We start from the raw sequence: 19506 nt of genomic DNA on the forward strand, positions 1-19506 counted from the left end.
GGGAGTGGCGGGTCAGTCCCCCGGGGACTGGTGGGAAACTTTCGGCTCAGATGGGGCAGATGCCTCGGCCTGGGTGGGGACGGGCACCACCCGGCCATCCACGATCAGCTGGTGGCCATTTTCCCCGCCTAGCTGGCGATAGACCTGGGTGGTGGTCGGGCTGGCATGGCCCAGGCGGGCCTGCACCTCACTCAGCTCGACGCCGGCGTTGAGGAGGTGGGCGGCAAAGCTGTGGCGCAGGGAATGGGGTGTCACCGTGTCAGCAATGCCGACCGCTTTGACATACTGTTTGATGATCAGCCACAGACCCTGCCGGGTGAGCCGCTGGCCCCGCATGTTCAGGAACAGGGCCGGCTCATCGCTGTTGATCAACAGGTGAATCCGGCCTTCTTCCAGATATTGCTCCAGGGCCTGGACGGCGCCGGGATAGATGGGCACCGTGCGAATGCGGCGGCCGTTCTCGCCACAGGTGACCGTGCCCTCGGCCAGATCCACCGAGTCCACGTCCAGGCTGACCAGTTCGCTGACCCGCATCCCCGTGGCATAGAGCAGCTCCAGCAGGGCTTTATCCCGTAGGGTTTTGGGGGACCTGCGCTGGGTGGTGGGGGCGGCCAGCAGTTTCTCAATGTCCTCCGGCTCCAGGGGGCGGGGCAAGTTCTTCTTGACCTTGGGGGAGGTCAGGTGTCTGGACAGATCCGCCGGGATCAGCCGCTCTTTGAAGAGGTACTGCAAAAATCCCTTGACCGACGCCACTTTACGGGCGACGGTGGCGGAGGCATAATCCTGGTTCTTCAGATGCTCCAGATAGCGGGTAAGGGTTGGGCCATCCAGCTGGCTCCATTCCTCCAGCGGACCGCCCGGCTCGTCGTTTTCCTGCAGAAAGGTCAGAAATTGGTTCAGGTCGTTCTGGTAGGCCACCGTGGTGTTGACCGTGCTCTGGCGTACGGTGACCAGGTGCTCTAAAAACTGCTCGATTTGTGCCTGCATCCCTCTCTCTCCTGACACCACCCTGGGACACTATGTCAACTATGTTACCATAGCTTGGGGCAAACACCCAAGGTGGATGCCCTTGGGATGACACCCCTGGGATTGGGAGCCCACGCCTGGGAAGGGACATGTATGCTATAACATGTATGCTATAATCGGGGGCATGAAGGCCATAGCCCAACGCTTCATCCGCTCTTCTGCCGTTGACGGCCCCGAGGCGGATCTCTATCAGTTTACTGTGGACTTTTTTACCTTCTTCGGTGCCCAGGTGCGCCGGCTGGATCGCTCCCGCCAGGGGCCCCTCCAGGTGCAGTTGCCGCCGGAGATGGCCGAACATTTCGGCCGGTCGGAGCTGCGGCTGGCTTTCCGCCATGTGGAGGACGCCACGGCGTATGACCTGGTGGCCCATGGCAGCCGCCTCTTCGACCGCATGCTGGCCTGGCTGGAACGCCGGGCCGCCTTCACCCTCCAGCAGTTGCCCAGGCGGGTGACCGCCAGCGAGGCGCTGATGCAGGCGGTGCGTCCGGTCAACGCCAGCATCACCGGGCTCCGGCTGCAGGAGCAATTCCAGCCGATTTTCGTCTTCAACTGGCGGCTGACCTATCGGGCCGACGACAAGCGGGAAGAGCTCTACACCGTCCTCCTGGACGAAGAAGGCCATCGGATCCCCCAGCCGGATGAGCCCCAGGCGCCGGCCCATGCCCTGGACCTGGAGCAACTGCTGGCCGATGCCCAGCCCTTCCCCCCGGCCGACTCTGGGAACGGGGATGGTCAGCCCAAACTCCCACCCCTCACCCGGCTGGTCCGGCTGGCGGAGGCAGCCCGCAAGTACGCCATCTACCATGCGGACCTGCGCTGCGCAGGCCATGAGGCCGAGATCTACCCCCGCCTCTACAAGGTGCTCAACCGGCTGACCACCTACTACCGCCAGCAGATCGAAGAAGTCTACGATGCCAGCGATCCCACCGGCGAGAAACGCCGGGCGCTGGAAGAAGATCTGGCGCGCAAGATCGCCGAAGAGGTGGAAAATCATCGCCTGCGGGTCCAGGTGCACCTCTTCAGCTACGCCATCCTCCACGTGCCGGTGGCCGTGGCGGACCTGACCCTGAGCGATGGCCGGCAGGAGGCCGCCGTCCAGGTGCGCCTCAACCGGTACACCGGCCAGTTGCACCGGCCCACCTGCCACGCCTGTGGCCAGGAGACGGAGGCCATCGCACTGGACGCCCGGGGGCACGTGACCTGTGATGCCTGCCTGCTCCAGTGTGCTTCCTGCCTGGCGGTGGTGTGTGCGTCCTGTGGCGTCGCGGCGTGCCCCCACTGTGGCCGGGAGAACTGTGACGCCTGTAGCGAGGTCTGCTGGGCCTGTGGCGAGCGGGCCTGCCAGGAACACATCAGCACCTGCCCGGTCTGCGGCGACCGGGTGTGCCACCAGTGCCAGGCCTGCTGTGACCACTGCGGCGTTCGCCAGTGCCGGACCCATCTGCGGGTGGATGCGGTGGCCATGGCCCACGGGGAGCCGCAGCAGATCTGTGCCGACTGTGCTGTGCGTTGCCCCGGCTGTCACCAGTACAGCGCCCAGACGGGCCTCTGCGCTGCCAGCGGCCAACGTTTCTGCCAGAACTGCCTGGTGACCTGTGCCGGGTGTGGCGTCCAGGTGGGCCCTGGCTTCTATCACCGCAGCGAGGCAGACGGACAGGCCTACTGCCTCAACTGCCTGGTCGAATGCCCGGCCTGTGGCCGGCAGGAGCCGGCCATTGCCACCTGTGTGACCTGCGGCGCGGATTGCTGCCCCGCCTGCGGGCATCGGTGCGTCATTTGTGACCAGCTCTCCTGCGCCCAACATGGTGCCGTCATGGCCGGCTGTGGCCATGGCGTGTGCGCCGCCCACGTCACCCAGTGTGTCGTGGGGCAGGAGCCGGTCTGTCCCCTCTGCGAGCCGGCCTGTGGCATCTGCCAGCAGCATGCCTGCGCAGCGCACCGGAAGACCTGTCGCCGCTGCGGCCAGGAGTACTGTCAGGAATGTGTGCGCCTTTCCGGCTTCTGCGACACCTGTGCCACCATCGGCCGGGACGGCGAAGTCGTCCAGTTGAGCCGGGAGCCGTGGGGGGAGGATCCCCGGGTGGCGGCGCTGGCACCCGGGTACCACTGGCTGCGGGCCGCGAACCACCGGTATGTCATCTACGTGGGGCAGAGCCTGCTGGGAGACGGGGCCATCGTGGTGGTGGATCGGGGAGCAGAGCCGCCCCAGGTGGTGGTGGCCGAGAAGTCGAGGCGGGTGGACTTCCTGCGGCATTTCTTTGGCCAGGGGCCGTAGGCAGCCCTAACGAAAGGGAGATCATGATGGCCGAGCGGGAACAGGATGGGGCGCTGGCCGGCGCGGGGTTGGCCCGGGCGGCGGCCCTGGCCCAGGGTCAACTGGAGGAGTGTCACCTCTGCCCGCACCACTGTGGCCCGGCCCGCGCCAGGGCCCAGGGCGTCTGTCGAGTGGGCCGGCAGAGCTACATCGCCAGCGAAATGCTCCATCTGGGAGAAGAGGCGCCCCTTCGGCCGGCCCATGCCATCTTCTTCAGCGGCTGTACCGCCACCTGTACCTTCTGCACCGCGGCCCGTTTTGCCTTCCGGCCCACCTACGGCGTGGTGGTGACGCCGGAGCAGCTGGCGGAACGGGTCCTCCAGCGCCAGGCCCAGGGTGCCCGTTCCCTCTGCTTCATCGGCGGCGACCCGGCGCCCCACATTCCTTTCATCCTGGCCACTTTGGCGGCCCTGGGCAGCCGCCGCACCATTCCGGCCGTTTTCAACAGCAACTTCTACCTGACCGATACGGCCCTGGCCCTGCTGGCCGATGCCATCGACCTCTACCTGCCCGATTTGAAGTTCGGTCCAACTCCCGGTCCCCAGGGCTGTGGCGAGCGGTTGGGCGGTATGCCCGACTACTGGCCGGTGGTAACCGGCTGCATCGACCGGCTCTACCGGGAGGGGCGGCGGTTGATGGTGCGCCACCTGCTCATGCCGGGCCACTTCGACTGTTGCACCGTGCCCGTCCTCCGCTGGCTGGCCCGCCGGCCTGGCCTCCAGGTCAGCCTCCTCACCCAGTATGTGGCGCCGGCCCACGCCCGGGGGGAACTGGCCCGCCCCCTGGCGCCGGCGGAGGTCCGTCGGGCCTACCAGCTGGCCCGGGAGCTGGGGCTGGATCTGGTTGATTGAGGGGGACAGATCCCTGGAGTTTACTGGTTTTGGTTTGCGCCGTTGGTCGATGGGCCCTCGCTGGCCTGGTCCTGGAAGAGCTCCCGGATGCCGCCCAGGGCACCCAGGACGCCGGTGGCCTCGTAGGGCAGGAAGATCTTGGAGGCCGTGCCGTTGGCGATGCTCTTGAGCGCGTCCAGGTATTGGATGGCGATCAGCTTGTCGTCCGGGTTGGCATCGGAGATGGCCCGGAAGACGGTGGTGATGGCATTGGCCTGGCCGGTTGCCTCCACCTCCAGCTTGTAGCGGGCCGCGTCGGCCACCCGCCGCACCGCTTCGGCCTCCCCTTCCGCCTCCAGGATGCGGGCCTGGCGCAGGCCCTCTGCCTCCAGGATCTGGGCCCGCTTCTCCCGCTCGGCCTTCATCTGTCGGTGCATGGCCTGGGTCACATCCTCGGGTGGGTCGATGCGCTTGATCTCCACCCGGACCACCCGCACGCCCCACTTGTCGGTGGCGTCATCCAGCACCTCCCGCAGCCGGGCGTTGATCATGTCCCGGGAGGTGAGGGCTTCATCCAGCTCCGTCTCGCCGATGACATTGCGCAGGTTGGTTTGGGCCAGCTTGGTGGCCGCGTTGTAAAAGTCGGCCACGTTGTAGGTCAATTTGACCGGGTCGGTGGCTTCGTAGTAGACGATGGCGTCCACCGTCACCACCACGTTGTCCCGGGTGATGACCTCCTGGGGAGCCACATCCACCACCTGCTCCCGCATGTCCACCTTGCGCATGGTGTCCAGGAAGGGGACGATGAGGGTCAGGCCGGGGTCAGCCGTGCGCTGGTAGCGCCCCAGCCGTTCGATGACGCCCTTCTCGTAGGGGGCCACGATGCGGAGGCCGGTGAGGGCCACGATGAAGATGACCACCGCCAGGATGGCCAGGAATGAAATGGCAGCAAACTCTTGCATGGCCGAACGCTCCTTCCTTTGATGGTTATGGACCTGGGACGATGCAGGCTCAACCCGTCACTCAGCCGTCGGCGAGGCGCCGCACCTTCAGGCGGGTGCCATCCACGCCCAACACTTCCACCCGGGCGCCCACCTCAATCGGGGTGCCGTCCACCGAATCGGCCAGCCATTCCTCCCGGTCTACTCGTACCCGGCCCCGGGCCTGGATGGGATCGATGGCCACGGTGACCACGGCCGTCTTGCCCAGCACCCGGTCCACGCCGAAGCTGCTGTGCCCTTCGCCGCTGACCCGGCGGGCGAAAGGACGGGAGAGGATGACCGCCAGGGTGGAGACCACCACGAAGCCGGCCAGTTGGCCGACCAGGCCCACGCCCAGAAAGGCCAGGATGGCCGCCGCGGCGGCCCCAATGCCGAAGCAGATCAGGAAGAAGCCGGCGGTGAAAATCTCGGCGACGAGGAAGATGAGGGCCATCACGGCCCATGCCCACGGAATCCATTGCATCGAGTTGCGCCCCCTCGCTGGATGGTATGCCGGATGTTGATGCCCCATTATACGCCAGGATGGACCATTTCACCTGACAGCTGGCTGACCATCCACTCATTCGATGAAAATCTCGATCCGTCGCCCTTCTTCCTCGTCCACCACATCCACGATGCGGCCGACCCGGCCCGCCCCAATGGCGGCCCGCAGGGGCTCCAGCTCTCCGGAGGCGCTGGCGGGCAGCAGGCGAAACACCCAACTGACCAGGTGCAGGGGGATCCGCACCTGGACCTTTTGGCGCCCGGTCATGGTGTCGGCCACCCGGATGTGGAGGCTGCGGCCGGCCCCGGGCGCAGCCTCGTCGTCGACTGTGTCCTGGTCTTCGGCCGGGCCCAGTGCCGCCAGCAGCCGGGCGGCCTCTTCGGGGGAAATCTTCTCCTGCTCCACCATGCGCAGAATCATCTGGCGTTCTTCGGCTGTTGCCATGACCTTCACCTCAATGGGATCCATGGCGGCGGTCCATCCCCGGCCATACATCGACAGGTGTGGCCGGGGATGGACCGCCGCATTTCTTCAACTTCTGTTCAGCTTTCCAGGGCGGCCAACAACTGTTCAGCCTGCTCCACCGAAATCTTGCCGGCTTCCACCATCCGAAGGATCATCATCCGCTCCTCTTCGGTGGCCTTGCTGCGGCGGGGCGCCGCGGGTCCCTTGGGAGGCGGCGGCGGTGGGGGCGGCGGCCAGGCGTAGACGTGCCGACGGCGGCCGCCGTGGCGTCTGGCGGAGCGTTCCGCATCCTGGGCCCGTTTTTCGGCCTTGCGCATGGCCTCCGCGATCTTCTCCTCGGCCCGGCGCATGGCCTGCTGCACCTTCTGCTGCACCCGCGCCGCGATCTCCTCGCCCGTGCCCAGCTGGCTGAGCCGTTCGTCCAGCTGCCGGGTCAACATTTCCACCTGGCTCTCCACCTGTTCGGTGATCTGCTGGGCCAGCTCACCGGCCCGGATGGCAAATTCCGGCCCCAGCTCGAAGTCGAAGTCGGCCTCCACCCGGCCTTCGGCCCGGTCGCGGCCCACCAGGGTGATGTCGCCTCCGGCTGTCAGCCTGAGCTGGTCGGTGCCTTCGCCCAACACCAGCTCGCCCACATTATCGGAGCGGGAAAACTCCTGGGGCAGCCGTCGGCTGGTGATGGTGCCTCCGGCCTGCAGGTACAGGGTGACGTTGGCATCCGTGGGAAGCCGCACCACAATGTCGCCGCCTGCCAGGACAGTGCTTGGGGCCTCTTCCGTTGCCTGCCCATCCGCGCCCTGCCAGCGCAGGCTGACATCGCCCCCGGCCGTGATCTCCAGGGGCCCGCGCACCTGGGAGACGGCCACATCCCCGCCAGCCTGGACCCGGCACGGCCCGTGGATCTCCACCAGGGTGGCGTCCCCTCCCACGTGGTCCACGTCCAGCGGGCCATGGACCTGGCGGGCCACCAGGTCGCCGCCCACATGTTGCACCGTGGCAGGACCCACGTCCCGCAACAAGAGGTCGCCGTGGACCGAACGGATCTGCACCTGGCCGTGGAGCTCCACCACCTGGCCGTCCCCGCCGACGCCTTCGATGGAACAGGCCAGGGCGTGGGGGGCCCGGAGCACACAATCCCCGGGAAGTTTCAGCCCGTGCAGGGCGCCTTCCACCAGCTCCACGTCCAGGGGGGCATCGGTGGAGGTCCGGATCTGGATCTCCTCCTGAGCCCATCCCCGGAGGAGGAGGTCCCCACCGATGTCGCCGATGGCCAGCCGGGTGATCCCGGCTGCCGGAAAGCGCTGTGGCGTGCTCATGCCGTTTCTCCTTTCAGCCGGGCCATGGCCTCTTCGAAGGAGAGCTCGCCGGCTTCCAGCGCCTGCAGGATCTCCTTCCGATCGACCTCGGAGATGCCTGCCGGCTCTTCCTTCCCCGGCTCATAGCCCAGGGCTCGGATGATCTCGTGCAGGCGGCTGCGGATGGTGGGGTAGGAGAGGTTGAGCTCGTCTTCCATCCGGTTCAACTTTCCTTCACAGCGGAGGAACGTCTCCACGAACTGGAGCTGTTCCGGGGTGAGCTGGGCAAAGGGAATGGAGACAGAGAAGCGCCCCTCCACGGTCACGTCACTGCCGGGGCAGTAAAAACGGGTGACGACGATCTCGCCGCCGTCGAACGGGCTTGTGGTGGGTAAGGGTATCATGGTTCACCTCATCAACAATCCTCATCAACAATCCTGAGCAACAATCCAGGTTGACCGGCCAGTCGGGTTTCATCCAGGGTCACTTCAGCGATCCCCCGAAGTGACCCTGCATTTGCAAAATCATAACATTGCTGTTTGGGAAAGTCAATAGAATTGCCGCATCTTACTTGTTTATTTTGATTTTTCGGTGAATTTATTTGATTCTGTACGTGATTGTTGGACTCCTGTCATCCCCAGCCCTTTCTCCCACTGGGCAAAGGGGGCTGAATCGCCACGCCTGGACAACAAAAACTGGACAACAAAAAGGGGGACGATGCCGTCCGCATCGCCCCCCTTTCCGGTTTACCGATGGTATGTTAGCTCAGCCAGCCCTGATCCCGCAGGAAGCTGGTGAGGCCCGGGATGGCAAAGCGCTTGCCCTGGTAGGCCTGGTATCCGTAGTAGAGCAGGGCCACCACCGCCATCAGGTAGGCGATGGGGCTCAGGCACAGGACCAGCAGGCCGACCACCCAGCCGATGAGGGGGATGAGCTGGAGGACCAGGGTGCCCAGGCCCACAGCCGCACTGGCGGCCATGAAGACCACCGCCAGCGCCAGGCTCTGCACCGCGTGGTAGCGCTGAAAGGGCCGGTTCTTGCTGCTCTCGCTCAGCAGGACGATGGCCGGCATGATCACCGGGATCACGATTTGGGTGGCGTACGAGAGCATGGCGATCAGCCGGTCGTCCCGGTCGGCCATGGGGTCCACGGCCGCGCCCTGCATGAACTCGCCCTGACGCAGGGCCTGGGCCGCCTGTTGGGCCTGTTCCCGGGCCTTGTTCGCTGCCCGTTCCACGGGCGTGGTCTCGCCCATTCCGGCTTCACCCGGTTGTTCGTGTTCCATGGGTTGTTGCTCCTCAGATTGCATGGTCTTCTCCTCGTCGGCAGGCGGATTGCTCATCAGCGGCCCCAAGGGCCTTTCATCTCGGTTCTGTTCCCATTACGTAATCGGCGGGTAAAGGTTGCAGCCCCGCAGGGGCGGGCCCCCGTGCCCGCCCGTTGTCGCTCTGCGGCTTTGCGCCCTCTGCGCCTTTGCGTTGAAAAATGCCCTTTTTGCAGGGGCGTCAGCGGATCTGGGAATCTGTTTTGAAAACGCGCTTTGTTTTGACGCGGCCATGGGGCGATGCTACAATAATTGTCTATGCGCGTGCTGGCCATTTCCGATAAAGTGGAGCCGATTCTGTATAGCCCCGGCATCTGTACCCGTGTGGGCGAAGTAGATCTGATCCTTAGCTGTGGGGATCTGCCCTTCTACTACATCGAGTACATTGTCAGCATGCTCAATCGACCCTGTTACTACGTCTTCGGCAACCACGGCCGGGAGATCGAGTACCAGGGGGGGGACTGGCAACAGAAGACGGCTCCCCTGGGAGCGGAAAATCTCCATCGGCGGGTCGCCCGGGCCGACGGACTCCTCCTGGCCGGCCTGGAGGGCTCCATCCGCTACAACAACGCGCCCCGCTACCAGTACACCGAGTCGGAAATGCTGGCCAACATCGGACGTCTGGCGCCCAGGCTGCTTTACAACCGGCTCCAACATGGGCGCTATCTGGACGTCCTGGTGGCCCATTCGCCGCCCTTCGGTATCCACGATCAGCCGGACCGGGCCCACCAGGGCTTCAAGGTCTTCCTGCACTTCATGCGCTGGTTTCGGCCCCGCTATCTGCTCCATGGCCACATCCACCTCTACCGCCAGAACGTGGTCACCCAAACCCGCTATCTGGATACCGAGGTCATCAACGTCTATCCCTTTCGGATTTTGGACCTGGAACCGGGTACAGGATAATGGATACAGGTAAACACGCGTCCGTTCGCCAGGCCCATGGGCCCACTTCTCGGCAGGAGTGGCGCACGGTCTGTCGCCAGGTGGCCCGGCAGCGGGCCCTGCAGGAGGCACGTCGCGCCTGGCATCTGGATGGGGAACAGCCCGTGCCCTTCAACCACCGCTGGGAACATGTGCAGGAGGTGGTCGGGCTGGCCCTGCGGCTGGCTGCAGCCACCCACGCAGATGCGGACACGGTGGAGGCCGCGGCCTGGCTGCATGACATCTGTAAACTGGAAGCGGAGCACAGCGTTGCCGGCGCCCGGGAGGCGGAGGCCATCCTCCGGCAGACCGACTTCCCGGCAGAGAAGATCCCGTCCGTGGTGGCGGCCATCCGGCAGCACGAGGGGCTCTTTCGGTCGGCGGGCGCGCCGCCCCTTCAGCCCCTGGAGGCTGCCATCCTGTGGGATGCCGACAAGCTCTCCAAGCTGGGGGTCCACGCCCTGGCCTTCCAGTTGAGCACCCATCACGCCGCCGGCAAAAGCCTGGTGGAACGACGCCTGGACGTGGAACGTTTTGCCCAGACCGTGCTCCAGCGCACGGTGGCCAACATGAACACAGAACCAGGCCGGCAGATGGCCGAGCGTCGCTACCAGGCCATGATGGCCGCGCTGGCCGCCTGGGCGGCAGAGGAGGCCGAAGCCGCGCCGGTGGCGCGCCAGTGAAGGAGCAAAACCGGTGAAGGAACCAGAACAGCGGAGACGCGGAGGAAAGGCGCTTTGAAATATCACCTGATCACCCTGGGATGTCCCAAGAACAAAGTCGACAGCGACGGCATGGAGATGCTGTTGCGGGGGGCGGACTTCGCCGCCACCGACTCTGCCCGGGATGCGGACGTCCTGATCGTCAACACCTGTGGCTTTCTGGAGGCGGCCAAGGAGGAATCCATCTCCGTCCTGAGCCAGCTGGCCCGGCGCAAACGGCGCAACCAGATCCTGATCGCGGCCGGCTGCCTGGCCCAGCGCAACGGCCAGGAAGTGCTGGCCCGGGTGCCCCGGGTGGACGGCCTGCTGGGTACCCGCCGCTGGATGGAGGTGGTCTCCCTCATCCAGCGCATCCGCAGCAACGGCCGGCGCCAGCTCCAGCGCTATGACCTGCTGGGGGAAGGGGAGTGGCCGGTGCCCGCCCTGCTGGACGATCCCGACAGCCCCTACCAGGCGCCCGTCCCCCGGCCCCCCGTGGCCGGCGGCAGCGCCTACCTGAAGATCTCCGACGGCTGCAACGCGCCCTGTGCCTTCTGCACCATCCCCTCCTTCAAGGGCAAGCTGCGCAGCCGTCCCCTGGAAGCCCTGGTGGACGAGGCCAACGCCCTGGTGGCCGCCGGCGCCCGGGAGCTGGTGATCGTGGCCCAGGACACCACCGACTATGGCCGGGACTGGGGCGAGCCCAACAGCCTGCCCCGCCTGCTCACGACCCTCTGCCAGCGCACCAGCCAGGAGCTGCGCTGGATTCGCCTCATGTACGCCTACCCGGGCCACGTGAGCGACGAGCTCATTGAGGTCATGGCCACCCAGCCCAAGATTGTCCCCTACCTGGACATGCCCCTCCAGCACGGCGACCCCCGTACCCTGCGACGTATGCGTCGCCCCAGTCGCCTGGAGATGGTCTACGACCACATCGAGAAGCTGCGGGCAGCCATGCCCGACATCGCCCTGCGCACCACCTTCATCGTGGGCTATCCGGGCGAGACCGAGGAAGAGTTCCAGGGGCTGCTGGACTTCGTGGAGGCCATCCAGTTTGACAAGGTGGGCGCCTTCCGCTTCAGCCCGGAGCCGGGGACGCCGGCCGCCACCCTGCCCGACCCGGTGCCGGAGGAGGTGAAGGAGGAGCGCTACGCCCGCCTGATGGAGCTGCAACAGCCCATCAGCCTGCGCAAGAATCAGGCCCAGGTGGGCCGGCAGTTGACCATTCTGGTGGAAGGGGAAGGGGAGATTGCCGACAGCGGCGAGCCGCTGCTGCTGGGCCGCAGCTACCGGGACGCGCCCGAGGTGGACGGGTTGGTGCTGGTGCCGGGGGTGAAGGGGGTCCCGGCTGGGGAGATGATCGATGTCTACATCAACGGCGCCATGGAGTACGACCTGGTGGGGGAACCGCTGGTGGTGGAGACCTTCTCCAGCACCCGGGATACCATTCAGCTGCTTTGACGGTCAGTTGCTTTGACGGCCTCAGCCGAACCAGCCCCGCCGCCTGCGCTGCTGCCGCTGGAGCTGCACCAGTTGGGCCACCTGCTGTTGCAGGGCCGCCACGGTGCTCTCCAGGGCACGCAGGCGGCTTTCCATCCGCTCTTTGCGCGTCTCTTCCCGCCGCTGATACTCGGCCAGAACCCGCTCCAACTCCAGCATCCGTTCCCGCAGTTTGCGATTCTCGTCCTTCAGATTAAAATTGTCCTGGACGACGACGCCCAGCATGTCCCGCACGGCGGACTGGCCGTTGAGGACGGCCTGCTGGCTTCGGGCGATGGTGTTGAGCAGGTTGTTGACCGCTTCGGGAAGCTCCTGGGCGTCCACCGCCAGGCTGGCGACGGAGCGGGCGGGCAGGTTGGCCCCGTCCACCTGGAGGGGGGGCGTCAGGTAGCGGCTGATCTGTTCATCGTCGTAGCCCTGGGCCAGCAACTTCTGCACGGTCACCAGCGCGGCCACGTCGGCGCTGGTGAAGCGGGGCTCCTCCTCTTCGTCCACGCGCACGCCCAGGTACCGGGCGAAGCGGCGGCTCAAGCGCTGGAGGGTATCCGGCGAAAGGTGCAGGTGGCTGGCCACCTCGGCGAAGGTGAAAAACACCTGCTCCGGGATCGGCTCCTGGGGGATGGGTTCCTGGGAAGATCGGTTTTGTTCAACCATGGCCTTGAAACCCCGTGTGCAGGACGACTCCACGCTGCCGGACCGGCGCCGGCCGGACAGGCCCACGTCTGCCCGGCCCTGGGCAACGGAGCCCGATCAACCCGGGCGGAAACCCGGCGGAAACGCCCGCCGGAACGAAAAGTGAAAGCGGCCGGATTTCCGCCCCGGTGTGTATGCCAGATCGGACTCAGTCTTCCACCACGCGCCAGGTGGTATCGACCGTATCGGAGTCGTCGTCCGGGTAGGTCGGTCTGGAGCGGTTGCCGTAATAGGCGCGATAGAGGGCATCGGCGGGGGCCATCTGCACAAACAGCCGGGCGGCCAGGATCAAGAGGGCCAGGTCGTCAAAGGGCATGCCCGGCAACAGGTCGATGGGGGAAAGCCAGTAGACCATGGCCAACACGGGCAACAGCAGCTTCAACATGGTCGGCACCGCCGGGTCCCACAGTAAGCGCCAGGCCACGCCCAGATCCCGTAAAATGGCTGTCAGATTCCAACCGCCGGAACGAAAACTCGGATTGCTGCGCATGGTGGTTGTCTCCTTATCAAATCTTTGGACTGAATTCAGTATAGCCAATATTCAAACGGCTGACAACTGAGCGTTCCATTCGCCCTTCATCTCACAATTTGCCTGACCCTTTCTGCCCATGCCTACCACCACCCAGATGTTGGCCAACTATCCAGACATCCTCCTCTACGCCCTGGCGGAGCTGCGGGGGGCGCTGCTGGATGCGGCCGAGACCCGGGAGCAGAAGATCGAGCTGCTGGCCGCCCAGGTCACCGACCCCACCTCGGTCCAGATGGCCTACGAGGAAGTGGTGGAGTATGCCGCCGAAAGCAAGGAGGCCATCGAAACCTTGCTGAAGGAGAGCGGCGAGATGGTGGAGGCCCAGTTCTGCCGCCAGTATGGCAGCATCCGCCAGATGGGGCCGGCCAAGCTGGAGCGGGAGATGCCCTGGCTCTACCCCCAGAACGTGGCCGAGCTCCTCTACTACTACGGGCTCATCGGCCGGGGCTTCAAAGGCACCGGCCAGAACGCCCATACCATCATCTACGTACCTTCCGACGTGGTGCCCTGGCTCCCCCATCCCCAGAACCCCGCCCAACAGGACGGGCTCCCGGTCCAGCCGGTGCCGCCGCCTCCCCAGTCCCGCACCCTCCTGGCCGACGACAGCTTCCTGGAGGACATGGGCTCTTTCCTGGGCTTCCTCCACACCGAGGGGCTGGGCCTGACGGCCGAGGGCCCGGATCCCGCTGACATCGACCGGTTTGTGGGGCGCCTGTTGGTGCCCTTTAGCGCCGATGTGCCGGACCTGAACATTCGGCTGGCCCTGTTGTTGCACCTGGCCAACCGGCTGGGCTGGCTACGCCGGGGCGAAGATGGCCGCGTCCACCTCACGGGCAACCGGGTGCGGGCCTTTTTGGAAGGTACCCGGGCCGAGCAGCGGCAGGCCCTGTGGGAAGCCTGGCGCACCTCCCCCGAGTGGAACGACCTCTGCCGGACGCCCGGGCTGGAGTGTACCGAGACGGGCAACTGGCGCAACGACCCCTGCCAGACCCGGGAGGCGGTGCTGCGGCTGCTGGCCCTCCTGCAGCCGGGCGCCTGGTACAGCCAGGCCACGGTCATTGAGGCCATTCGCCAGGTGGAGCCGGACTTCCAGCGGCCCACGGGCAACTACGACACCTGGTACATCCGCAGTACCGATACGCAGGAGTTCTTGAAAGGTTTCGAGCAGTGGGATCGGGTGGAAGGGGCGCTGCTGCGGTTTCTCTTCCGGGGTCCGCTCCACTGGCTCCACGTGTTGGACCTGGCCGAACCTTCGGCCGGCGACGACCTGTTGATCTCCCTGAACCCCTGGGGCGCCCGCTGGTTGGGCCTGGACGTCCCCCAGCCCCACGAACCGCCCCGCCATCCCCTGACCGTGGGGGAGGACTTCCGCATCACCCTGCCCCTGGGCACGCCCCTGCTGGACCGCTTTCGGGTGGAGCGGTTTGCCAACTGGGAGGCCAGCTACCCCCAGTTCGTCTACCAGATCACCCAGCGCAGCCTCAAACGGGCAGCGGCCGAAGGCATCCACACCGGCCAGATCCTCCAATTCCTGCGCAGCCGCAGCCGCACCCTGCCGGAGCGGGTCGTCCAGGCGCTGGAGCGCTTTCAGGGGCGGTGAGGGATCCTCGTAAATGGTGCACAATTCCAGCTTGTGTTTGTGTAGATGAAGCACTGCATGAAACCATGGCCGGCCTTGGGCCGATGATTTCAATCATCGGCCGACACATCCCAAGTGCGTTGAAACGCACTCCACGGCGCGGATTGTACCCGGCTTAAATCCGCTTTCCACGGATTTTCTGCTCCAGCGAGGCATTTCTATGCCTCCTCATCGGGCGGATGGATGTGCCACGGTTGAATGTGGCCCTACCTCGAGTGGCCGGGGGTGTTGGCGCCCCAAAAAAAAGGACCGGCCAGGTCGGCCGGTCCTCCTTGGGTTTCGTCCTGCGTCGGGGCGGATGGTTCGCCCTTACTTCTTGGCGGCTGCGTAGTTCTTGGCCACCGCATCCCAGTTGACCACGTTCCACCAGGCCGCGATGTAGTCCGGCCGGCGGTTCTGGTAGTGCAGGTAGTAGGCGTGCTCCCACACGTCCAACCCCAGGATGGGCGTGTCACCATCCATGTAGGGGCTGTCCTGGTTGGCGGTGCTGTAGACGGCCAGGCTGCCATCGGGCTTGACCACCAGCCAGGCCCAGCCGCTGCCGAAGCGGGTGGCCGCCGCGGTGCTGAACTGCTCCTTGAAGGCGGCGAAGCTGCCAAAGGCCTTGTTGATGGCATCGGCCAGCTCCCCGCTGGGCTCGCCGCCCCCGTTGGGGCTCATAATCTCCCAGAAGAGGTTGTGGTTGGCGTAGCCGCCCCCGTTGTTGCGGACCGTGGTGCGGATGTTCTCGGGGATCTGATTGATATTCCGCAGGATCTCCTCGATGCTCTTGTTCTCCCACTCCGTCCCCGCGATGGCGTTGTTCAGGTTGTTCGTGTAGGCACCATGGTGCTTGTCGTGGTGAATCTCCATGGTGCGGGCGTCGATGTGGGGTTCCAATGCGTTGGTGGGGTATGGGAGATCGGGCAGTTGAAAAGCCATGATAGTCCTCCTTACTGGTGAATGGATCGAATGAGCCTGATAAGCGGTCCTAAAGACACAGGACACGTGGTAATGGCAGAAAAGGCAGGGGAACCCGCCGTCGCCCGTCCAGGCCAGGTAGACAGCGCCCTCACGACGGAGGGGGTACAGATGCGCCCCCGGGGACGCTGGCGGGCATGCCCACTGCGCCCTTTCGCTTATCAACAGAATCAATTATACCACCTGAACGGACTCCAGGCCGTAAAACAGTATACAAACTGGAAAGGTTCCCGTCAAAGGCCTGGGCCTTGACCACCCAATGCCTGTGTCCGTCCGCCTCGGACCACGCCGGTGGCCCCGGCTTCACTCGGGCAGCAGGGTGATGAGGGTGACCTGGGGGCGGGCCCCCAGCCGTACGGGGATGCCCTCGCCCACGCCCCGAGTGATGTAGACGTGGGTCTTGCCCCGTTGCAGGTAGCCGGATACCTGGTGGCGGGAGAGGTGCAGGGACTGGGTGTGGGCAGCGCCCAGCCAGGGCAGCACAATCTGCCCGCCATGGGTATGCCCGGCCAGGATCACGTCCGCCCGGGCGCTTTCGGGATCGACCAGGATGTCCGGGTTATGACTCAGCAACAGGACGGGCGCGTCGTCCGGGATGCCGCCAAGGGCCTGCCGCAGGTCCGGCTTGCCTTCCACCACGTCGTCCACGCCCGCGATGTAGAGATCCACGCCATCCGCCCGGCCCACGTGGTGGGTCAGGTGGACGAAGCGGTTGTGGAGGACATGGATGTTGCGGGAAGCCAGCACCTGTTCCAGCCGGGAGACGTCGTTGCGCCCGCTCCGCTTCATGTCCAGGGGCGTGTCCAGGAAGAAGCGCCCGAAGCGCACCAGCTCTTCCACCGACGCCAGGGCCCGGTGGCGGCGGCGACCTTCGTGGCCGTTGCGCTGGATGGCCGCACAGTAGTTCTGCCAGCTCTGGCTGAGCAGGGTACGGTGGCTGTAGCGGCTGTAGTCGTGGTTGCCGAAGACGGCGTATCCCCCCAGCCGCGGGGGCGGCAGCCGATCCAGCAGGTCCATCAGGTTGGGCAGGCCGTTGTCGTGGTGCAGGAAGTCCCCGGTATGCACGAAGAGGTCATATTCCAGGCCTCGGCAGAGGCGCTGGATGCTCTCGGTTTTGGCCTGCTCCCGCCAGTTGCGCCCCTGGTAGTGGGTGTCGGAGATGTGTAGGATGCGGAGGCCCTGCCTGGGCAGGCGGTTTTGGGTGCCCGGCAGGCGAATGGTCAGCCGGTCCAGCCGCACATGGAGCGGCTCGTGGAAGAGGGCGTAGCTGGCCACGCCCGCGCCTAGCCCGGCCAGGATCCCCACGCCGTTCCAAAGCTGCTGACGAAAGCGCGCGTCCTGCCAGAGGGCAGGTAGCTGACGTGCCAAAGTTCCCAAGGTCATGGTCTTCTCCGTCGCTCAAAGTTCAGGTCATCAGACTCTGGGACCAGCCCAGACCCTGGACACGACCCAAGGGAAGATGGTACAGCAAAAGCCGGGCAGCGCCAAATATGTCCGCTCGGGACAGGAACGGAGGTGGCTCCCCGGGCGCAGGCCCATGGACAGGTGTCAAGTTGACAATACCCTGCGAACGGGCGAAAATGTAGGCCAGTTTGGGCCTGCCCGGCCCCGGGACGAACGGCCATCGGCGCCAGGTGGCATCCTGGCTTGCTCCGCCAATCTGGTTTTTTCGGATTCGTAGATGCCCACCGCGCGCTTCGGATAGATGTTGCTGTCGTGTCACGCTCTCACCTGAATTCAAGCTGAGGATAAACCATCATGACTTTTGCAGCGGCTTTACAAGGGAAGACTCTGGATCGGGATTTTGAAACCAAGGCCGTCAACACCATCCGGATGTTGGCTGCGGACGCGGTGCAGCAGGCCAATTCCGGCCACCCGGGCATGCCCATGGGCATGGCCCAGGCAGCCTTCGTGCTCTGGACCCGCTACCTGCGCTACAACCCCACCAACCCCCACTGGCCCAACCGGGATCGCTTCGTGCTCAGCGCGGGCCACGGCTCCATGCTCCTCTACGCGCTCCTCTACCTGACGGGCTACGACCTGCCCCTGGAGGAGCTCAAGAATTTCCGCCAGTGGGGGAGCAAGACGCCCGGCCACCCCGAGTATGGCCACACGCCAGGGGTGGAGACCACCACAGGTCCCCTGGGGCAGGGCTTCGCCAACGGCGTGGGCATGGCCCTGGCCACCCACTGGCTGGCCCAGCGCTTCAACCGGCCGGGTTACAACATCGTGGACCACCACATCTACGCCATTGTCTCCGATGGCGACCTGATGGAGGGTATCGCCAGCGAAGCGGCCAGCCTGGCCGGCCACCTGAAGTTGGGGCGCCTCATCTACCTCTACGACGACAACCACATCACCATCGACGGCTCCACCGAAGTGGCCTACACGGAAGATTGGGCCAAACGCTTCGAAGCCTACGGCTGGCATGTTCAAAAGGTGGATGGCCTGGACGGCGAGGCGGTGGCCCAGGCCATCGAAGCCGCGCAGGCCGATCCCCGGCCCAGCATCATCGGCTGCCGCACGGTGATCGGCTACGGCAGCCCCAACAAGGCCGGCACCTCCAAGGTCCATGGCGAGGCCCTGGGCGAGGACGAGCTGAAGCGCACCAAGGAGAATCTGGGCTGGCCCCTGGAGCCCCGCTTCTACGTCCCCGACGACGTGCTCCAATTCTTCCGCCAGGCCGTGCCCCGGGGCCAGGAGCTGGAGGCAGAACACCAGGCCCTGCTGGAGGCCTACAGCCGGGAATACCCGGCGGAGGCGGCCGAGTACCGGCAGTTCATGGCCGGGGAGTTGCCCGAAGGCTGGCAGGAGAGCATCCCGCCCTTCCCCGCGGGCAAAGCCGTGGCCACCCGCAACGCCAGCGGCGCGGTGATCAACGCCCTGGCCAAGGCCATCCCCAACCTGATCGGCGGCAGTGCGGACCTGGCCGGCAGCAACAAGACCACCATCGATGGCTCGCCCTTCCTGGCGCCCGGCGACTACAGCGGCCGTAACATCCACTTCGGCGTGCGGGAACATGGCATGGCCGGCATCCTCAACGGCATGGCCCTCCACGGCGGCGTGATTCCCTACGGCGGCACCTTCCTGGTCTTCAGCGACTACGCCCGGCCCAGCATGCGCCTGGCCGCGCTGATGGGCATCCGGGTCATCTACGTCATGACCCACGACAGCATCGGCCTGGGGGAGGACGGCCCGACCCACCAGCCCATCGAACACCTGGCCGCGCTGCGGGCCATCCCCAACATGACGGTGATCCGCCCGGCCGACGCCAACGAGACCATCTACGCCTGGATTGCAGCCCTGCAGAACACCCAGGGCCCCACCGTCCTGGCCCTCACCCGGCAGAACCTGCCCGTCTACGACCGGGCCGCCGAGGGGCTGGGCGAGGCGTCCGGCCTGCTGCGGGGTGGCTACGTCTTCTTCGAACAGGCGGAGGATGGCCTGGACCTGGTGCTCATCAGCACCGGCAGCGAGGTGGATATCGCCTACCAGGCGGCCAAAGCCCTGGCCGCGGAGGGGGTGGGCGTCCGGGTGGTGAGCCTGCCTTCGTGGGAGCTCTTCCAGAAGCAGGAGGAGGCCTACCGCCAGCAGGTGCTGCCGCCGGGCGTGCCCCGGCTGGCCATCGAGGCCGCCACACCCTTTGGCTGGGAACGCTGGGTGGGCAACGACAAGAGCCGGGGCGACATCATCGGCATTGACCACTTCGGCGCCAGCGCACCCTACCAGCGGATCTACCAGGAGTTCGGCCTCACGCCGGAGCGTCTGGCGGAGCGGGCGCGCCAGCTCCTGGCCCAGTCCCAGCCCAGCCGGGCCTAAGCACT

Annotated in this window: 18 protein-coding genes; 7 read left to right on the forward strand and 11 right to left on the reverse strand. The window is 65.8% G+C overall.

What is annotated here, in order from left to right:
• Nucleotides 1-12: 12 nt before the first annotated feature.
• A complete protein-coding gene (locus tag FKZ61_RS07990; protein ID WP_141609556.1) occupies nucleotides 13-987 on the reverse strand; it encodes a tyrosine-type recombinase/integrase in 975 nt (324 codons plus the stop codon).
• Nucleotides 988-1129: 142 nt separating this feature from the next.
• Between FKZ61_RS07990 and FKZ61_RS07995 the strand changes: the two genes are divergently transcribed.
• Both FKZ61_RS07995 and FKZ61_RS08000 read left to right on the forward strand, forming a co-directional pair.
• A complete protein-coding gene (locus FKZ61_RS07995; protein WP_141609557.1) occupies nucleotides 1130-3301 on the forward strand; it encodes a hypothetical protein in 2172 nt (723 codons plus the stop codon).
• A gap of 26 nt (nucleotides 3302-3327) precedes the next feature.
• Nucleotides 3328-4191, forward strand: a complete 864-nt coding sequence (locus FKZ61_RS08000; RefSeq protein WP_170199426.1) for a radical SAM protein — start codon at nucleotides 3328-3330, stop codon at nucleotides 4189-4191.
• A gap of 20 nt (nucleotides 4192-4211) precedes the next feature.
• Here the strand turns inward: FKZ61_RS08000 and FKZ61_RS08005 are convergent, their stop codons facing one another.
• The 6 genes from FKZ61_RS08005 to FKZ61_RS08030 all read right to left on the reverse strand — a co-directional run bounded on the left by FKZ61_RS08005 (nucleotide 4212) and on the right by FKZ61_RS08030 (nucleotide 8724).
• Nucleotides 4212-5132 carry an SPFH domain-containing protein gene (locus FKZ61_RS08005; RefSeq protein WP_141609559.1) on the reverse strand — a complete coding sequence of 307 codons (921 nt, stop codon included), beginning with the start codon at nucleotides 5130-5132 and terminating at the stop codon, nucleotides 4212-4214.
• A gap of 61 nt (nucleotides 5133-5193) precedes the next feature.
• Nucleotides 5194-5634 carry an NfeD family protein gene (locus tag FKZ61_RS08010; RefSeq protein WP_170199427.1) on the reverse strand — a complete coding sequence of 147 codons (441 nt, stop codon included), beginning with the start codon at nucleotides 5632-5634 and terminating at the stop codon, nucleotides 5194-5196.
• A 96-nt stretch (nucleotides 5635-5730) separates the two neighbouring features.
• Nucleotides 5731-6099, reverse strand: a complete 369-nt coding sequence (locus tag FKZ61_RS08015; protein WP_229964182.1) for an SHOCT-like domain-containing protein — start codon at nucleotides 6097-6099, stop codon at nucleotides 5731-5733.
• A 98-nt stretch (nucleotides 6100-6197) separates the two neighbouring features.
• Complete coding sequence (locus FKZ61_RS08020; RefSeq protein ID WP_141609562.1) at nucleotides 6198-7436, reverse strand: SHOCT-like domain-containing protein; 1239 nt, start codon at nucleotides 7434-7436, stop codon at nucleotides 6198-6200.
• A complete protein-coding gene (locus FKZ61_RS08025; protein WP_141609563.1) occupies nucleotides 7433-7819 on the reverse strand; it encodes a DUF2089 domain-containing protein in 387 nt (128 codons plus the stop codon). The genes FKZ61_RS08020 and FKZ61_RS08025 overlap by 4 nt, the downstream gene beginning before the upstream one ends.
• Before the next feature lie 356 nt (nucleotides 7820-8175).
• Nucleotides 8176-8724: a DUF4870 domain-containing protein gene (locus FKZ61_RS08030; protein WP_229964183.1), complete on the reverse strand. Its 549-nt coding sequence runs from the start codon at nucleotides 8722-8724 to the stop codon at nucleotides 8176-8178.
• Nucleotides 8725-9063: 339 nt separating this feature from the next.
• Between FKZ61_RS08030 and FKZ61_RS08035 the strand changes: the two genes are divergently transcribed.
• Genes FKZ61_RS08035 through rimO form a run of 3 tightly spaced genes read left to right on the forward strand, consistent with a single transcriptional unit; the run spans nucleotide 9064 to nucleotide 11822 of the window.
• Nucleotides 9064-9642 (forward strand): metallophosphoesterase family protein, encoded by a 579-nt coding sequence (locus FKZ61_RS08035; RefSeq protein ID WP_211358461.1) that lies wholly within the window; start codon nucleotides 9064-9066, stop codon nucleotides 9640-9642.
• Nucleotides 9642-10343, forward strand: a complete 702-nt coding sequence (locus FKZ61_RS08040; RefSeq protein ID WP_141609565.1) for an HD domain-containing protein — start codon at nucleotides 9642-9644, stop codon at nucleotides 10341-10343. Before FKZ61_RS08035 ends, FKZ61_RS08040 begins: the two co-directional genes overlap by 1 nt.
• 54 nt (nucleotides 10344-10397) lie before the next feature.
• The gene (rimO, locus tag FKZ61_RS08045) at nucleotides 10398-11822 is read left to right on the forward strand and encodes a 30S ribosomal protein S12 methylthiotransferase RimO (RefSeq protein ID WP_141609566.1); all 1425 of its coding nucleotides are present in this window, start codon (nucleotides 10398-10400) and stop codon (nucleotides 11820-11822) included.
• Between the two features lie 21 nt (nucleotides 11823-11843).
• On the opposite strand, the gene FKZ61_RS08050 is transcribed toward rimO, so the two are convergent.
• Both FKZ61_RS08050 and FKZ61_RS08055 read right to left on the reverse strand, forming a co-directional pair.
• Nucleotides 11844-12515 (reverse strand): MerR family transcriptional regulator, encoded by a 672-nt coding sequence (locus FKZ61_RS08050; RefSeq protein WP_141609567.1) that lies wholly within the window; start codon nucleotides 12513-12515, stop codon nucleotides 11844-11846.
• 187 nt (nucleotides 12516-12702) lie between these two features.
• Nucleotides 12703-13044 (reverse strand): YkvA family protein, encoded by a 342-nt coding sequence (locus FKZ61_RS08055; RefSeq protein ID WP_141609568.1) that lies wholly within the window; start codon nucleotides 13042-13044, stop codon nucleotides 12703-12705.
• Nucleotides 13045-13162: 118 nt separating this feature from the next.
• Between FKZ61_RS08055 and FKZ61_RS08060 the strand changes: the two genes are divergently transcribed.
• On the forward strand, nucleotides 13163-14683 hold the full coding sequence (locus FKZ61_RS08060; RefSeq protein ID WP_141609569.1) for a hypothetical protein: 1521 nt from the start codon (nucleotides 13163-13165) through the stop codon (nucleotides 14681-14683).
• Nucleotides 14684-15031: 348 nt separating this feature from the next.
• On the opposite strand, the gene FKZ61_RS08065 is transcribed toward FKZ61_RS08060, so the two are convergent.
• Both FKZ61_RS08065 and FKZ61_RS08070 read right to left on the reverse strand, forming a co-directional pair.
• Nucleotides 15032-15643, reverse strand: a complete 612-nt coding sequence (locus tag FKZ61_RS08065) for a superoxide dismutase (protein ID WP_141609570.1) — start codon at nucleotides 15641-15643, stop codon at nucleotides 15032-15034.
• 342 nt (nucleotides 15644-15985) lie between these two features.
• Nucleotides 15986-17065 carry a metallophosphoesterase gene (locus FKZ61_RS08070; RefSeq protein ID WP_141609571.1) on the reverse strand — a complete coding sequence of 360 codons (1080 nt, stop codon included), beginning with the start codon at nucleotides 17063-17065 and terminating at the stop codon, nucleotides 15986-15988.
• Nucleotides 17066-17440: 375 nt separating this feature from the next.
• On the opposite strand from FKZ61_RS08070, the gene tkt reads away from it, so the two are divergent.
• A complete protein-coding gene (gene tkt, locus FKZ61_RS08075; RefSeq protein ID WP_141609572.1) occupies nucleotides 17441-19501 on the forward strand; it encodes a transketolase in 2061 nt (686 codons plus the stop codon).
• Nucleotides 19502-19506 lie beyond the last annotated feature (5 nt).

This window comes from Litorilinea aerophila (assembly GCF_006569185.2).
GTDB classification, from domain to species: Bacteria; Chloroflexota; Anaerolineae; order Caldilineales; family Caldilineaceae; genus Litorilinea; species Litorilinea aerophila.

Excerpts from the sequence above, each read along its gene's own strand:
- FKZ61_RS08055 (WP_141609568.1), bottom strand. The coding sequence starts at position 13,044 with ATGCGCAGCAATCCGAGTTTTCGTTCCGGCGGTTGGAATCTGACAGCC.
- FKZ61_RS08060 (WP_141609569.1), top strand. The coding sequence starts at position 13,163 with ATGCCTACCACCACCCAGATGTTGGCCAACTATCCAGACATCCTCCTC.
- FKZ61_RS08020 (WP_141609562.1), bottom strand. The coding sequence starts at position 7,436 with ATGAGCACGCCACAGCGCTTTCCGGCAGCCGGGATCACCCGGCTGGCC.
- FKZ61_RS08005 (WP_141609559.1), bottom strand. The coding sequence starts at position 5,132 with ATGCAAGAGTTTGCTGCCATTTCATTCCTGGCCATCCTGGCGGTGGTC.
- FKZ61_RS08040 (WP_141609565.1), top strand. The coding sequence starts at position 9,642 with ATGGATACAGGTAAACACGCGTCCGTTCGCCAGGCCCATGGGCCCACT.
- tkt (WP_141609572.1), top strand. The coding sequence starts at position 17,441 with ATGACTTTTGCAGCGGCTTTACAAGGGAAGACTCTGGATCGGGATTTT.
- FKZ61_RS07990 (WP_141609556.1), bottom strand. The coding sequence starts at position 987 with ATGCAGGCACAAATCGAGCAGTTTTTAGAGCACCTGGTCACCGTACGC.
- FKZ61_RS08065 (WP_141609570.1), bottom strand. The coding sequence starts at position 15,643 with ATGGCTTTTCAACTGCCCGATCTCCCATACCCCACCAACGCATTGGAA.
- FKZ61_RS08025 (WP_141609563.1), bottom strand. The coding sequence starts at position 7,819 with ATGATACCCTTACCCACCACAAGCCCGTTCGACGGCGGCGAGATCGTC.
- FKZ61_RS08070 (WP_141609571.1), bottom strand. The coding sequence starts at position 17,065 with ATGACCTTGGGAACTTTGGCACGTCAGCTACCTGCCCTCTGGCAGGAC.
- FKZ61_RS08000 (WP_170199426.1), top strand. The coding sequence starts at position 3,328 with ATGGCCGAGCGGGAACAGGATGGGGCGCTGGCCGGCGCGGGGTTGGCC.
- FKZ61_RS08050 (WP_141609567.1), bottom strand. The coding sequence starts at position 12,515 with ATGGTTGAACAAAACCGATCTTCCCAGGAACCCATCCCCCAGGAGCCG.
- FKZ61_RS08030 (WP_229964183.1), bottom strand. The coding sequence starts at position 8,724 with ATGCAATCTGAGGAGCAACAACCCATGGAACACGAACAACCGGGTGAA.
- FKZ61_RS07995 (WP_141609557.1), top strand. The coding sequence starts at position 1,130 with ATGTATGCTATAATCGGGGGCATGAAGGCCATAGCCCAACGCTTCATC.
- FKZ61_RS08015 (WP_229964182.1), bottom strand. The coding sequence starts at position 6,099 with ATGGCAACAGCCGAAGAACGCCAGATGATTCTGCGCATGGTGGAGCAG.
- FKZ61_RS08010 (WP_170199427.1), bottom strand. The coding sequence starts at position 5,634 with ATGCAATGGATTCCGTGGGCATGGGCCGTGATGGCCCTCATCTTCCTC.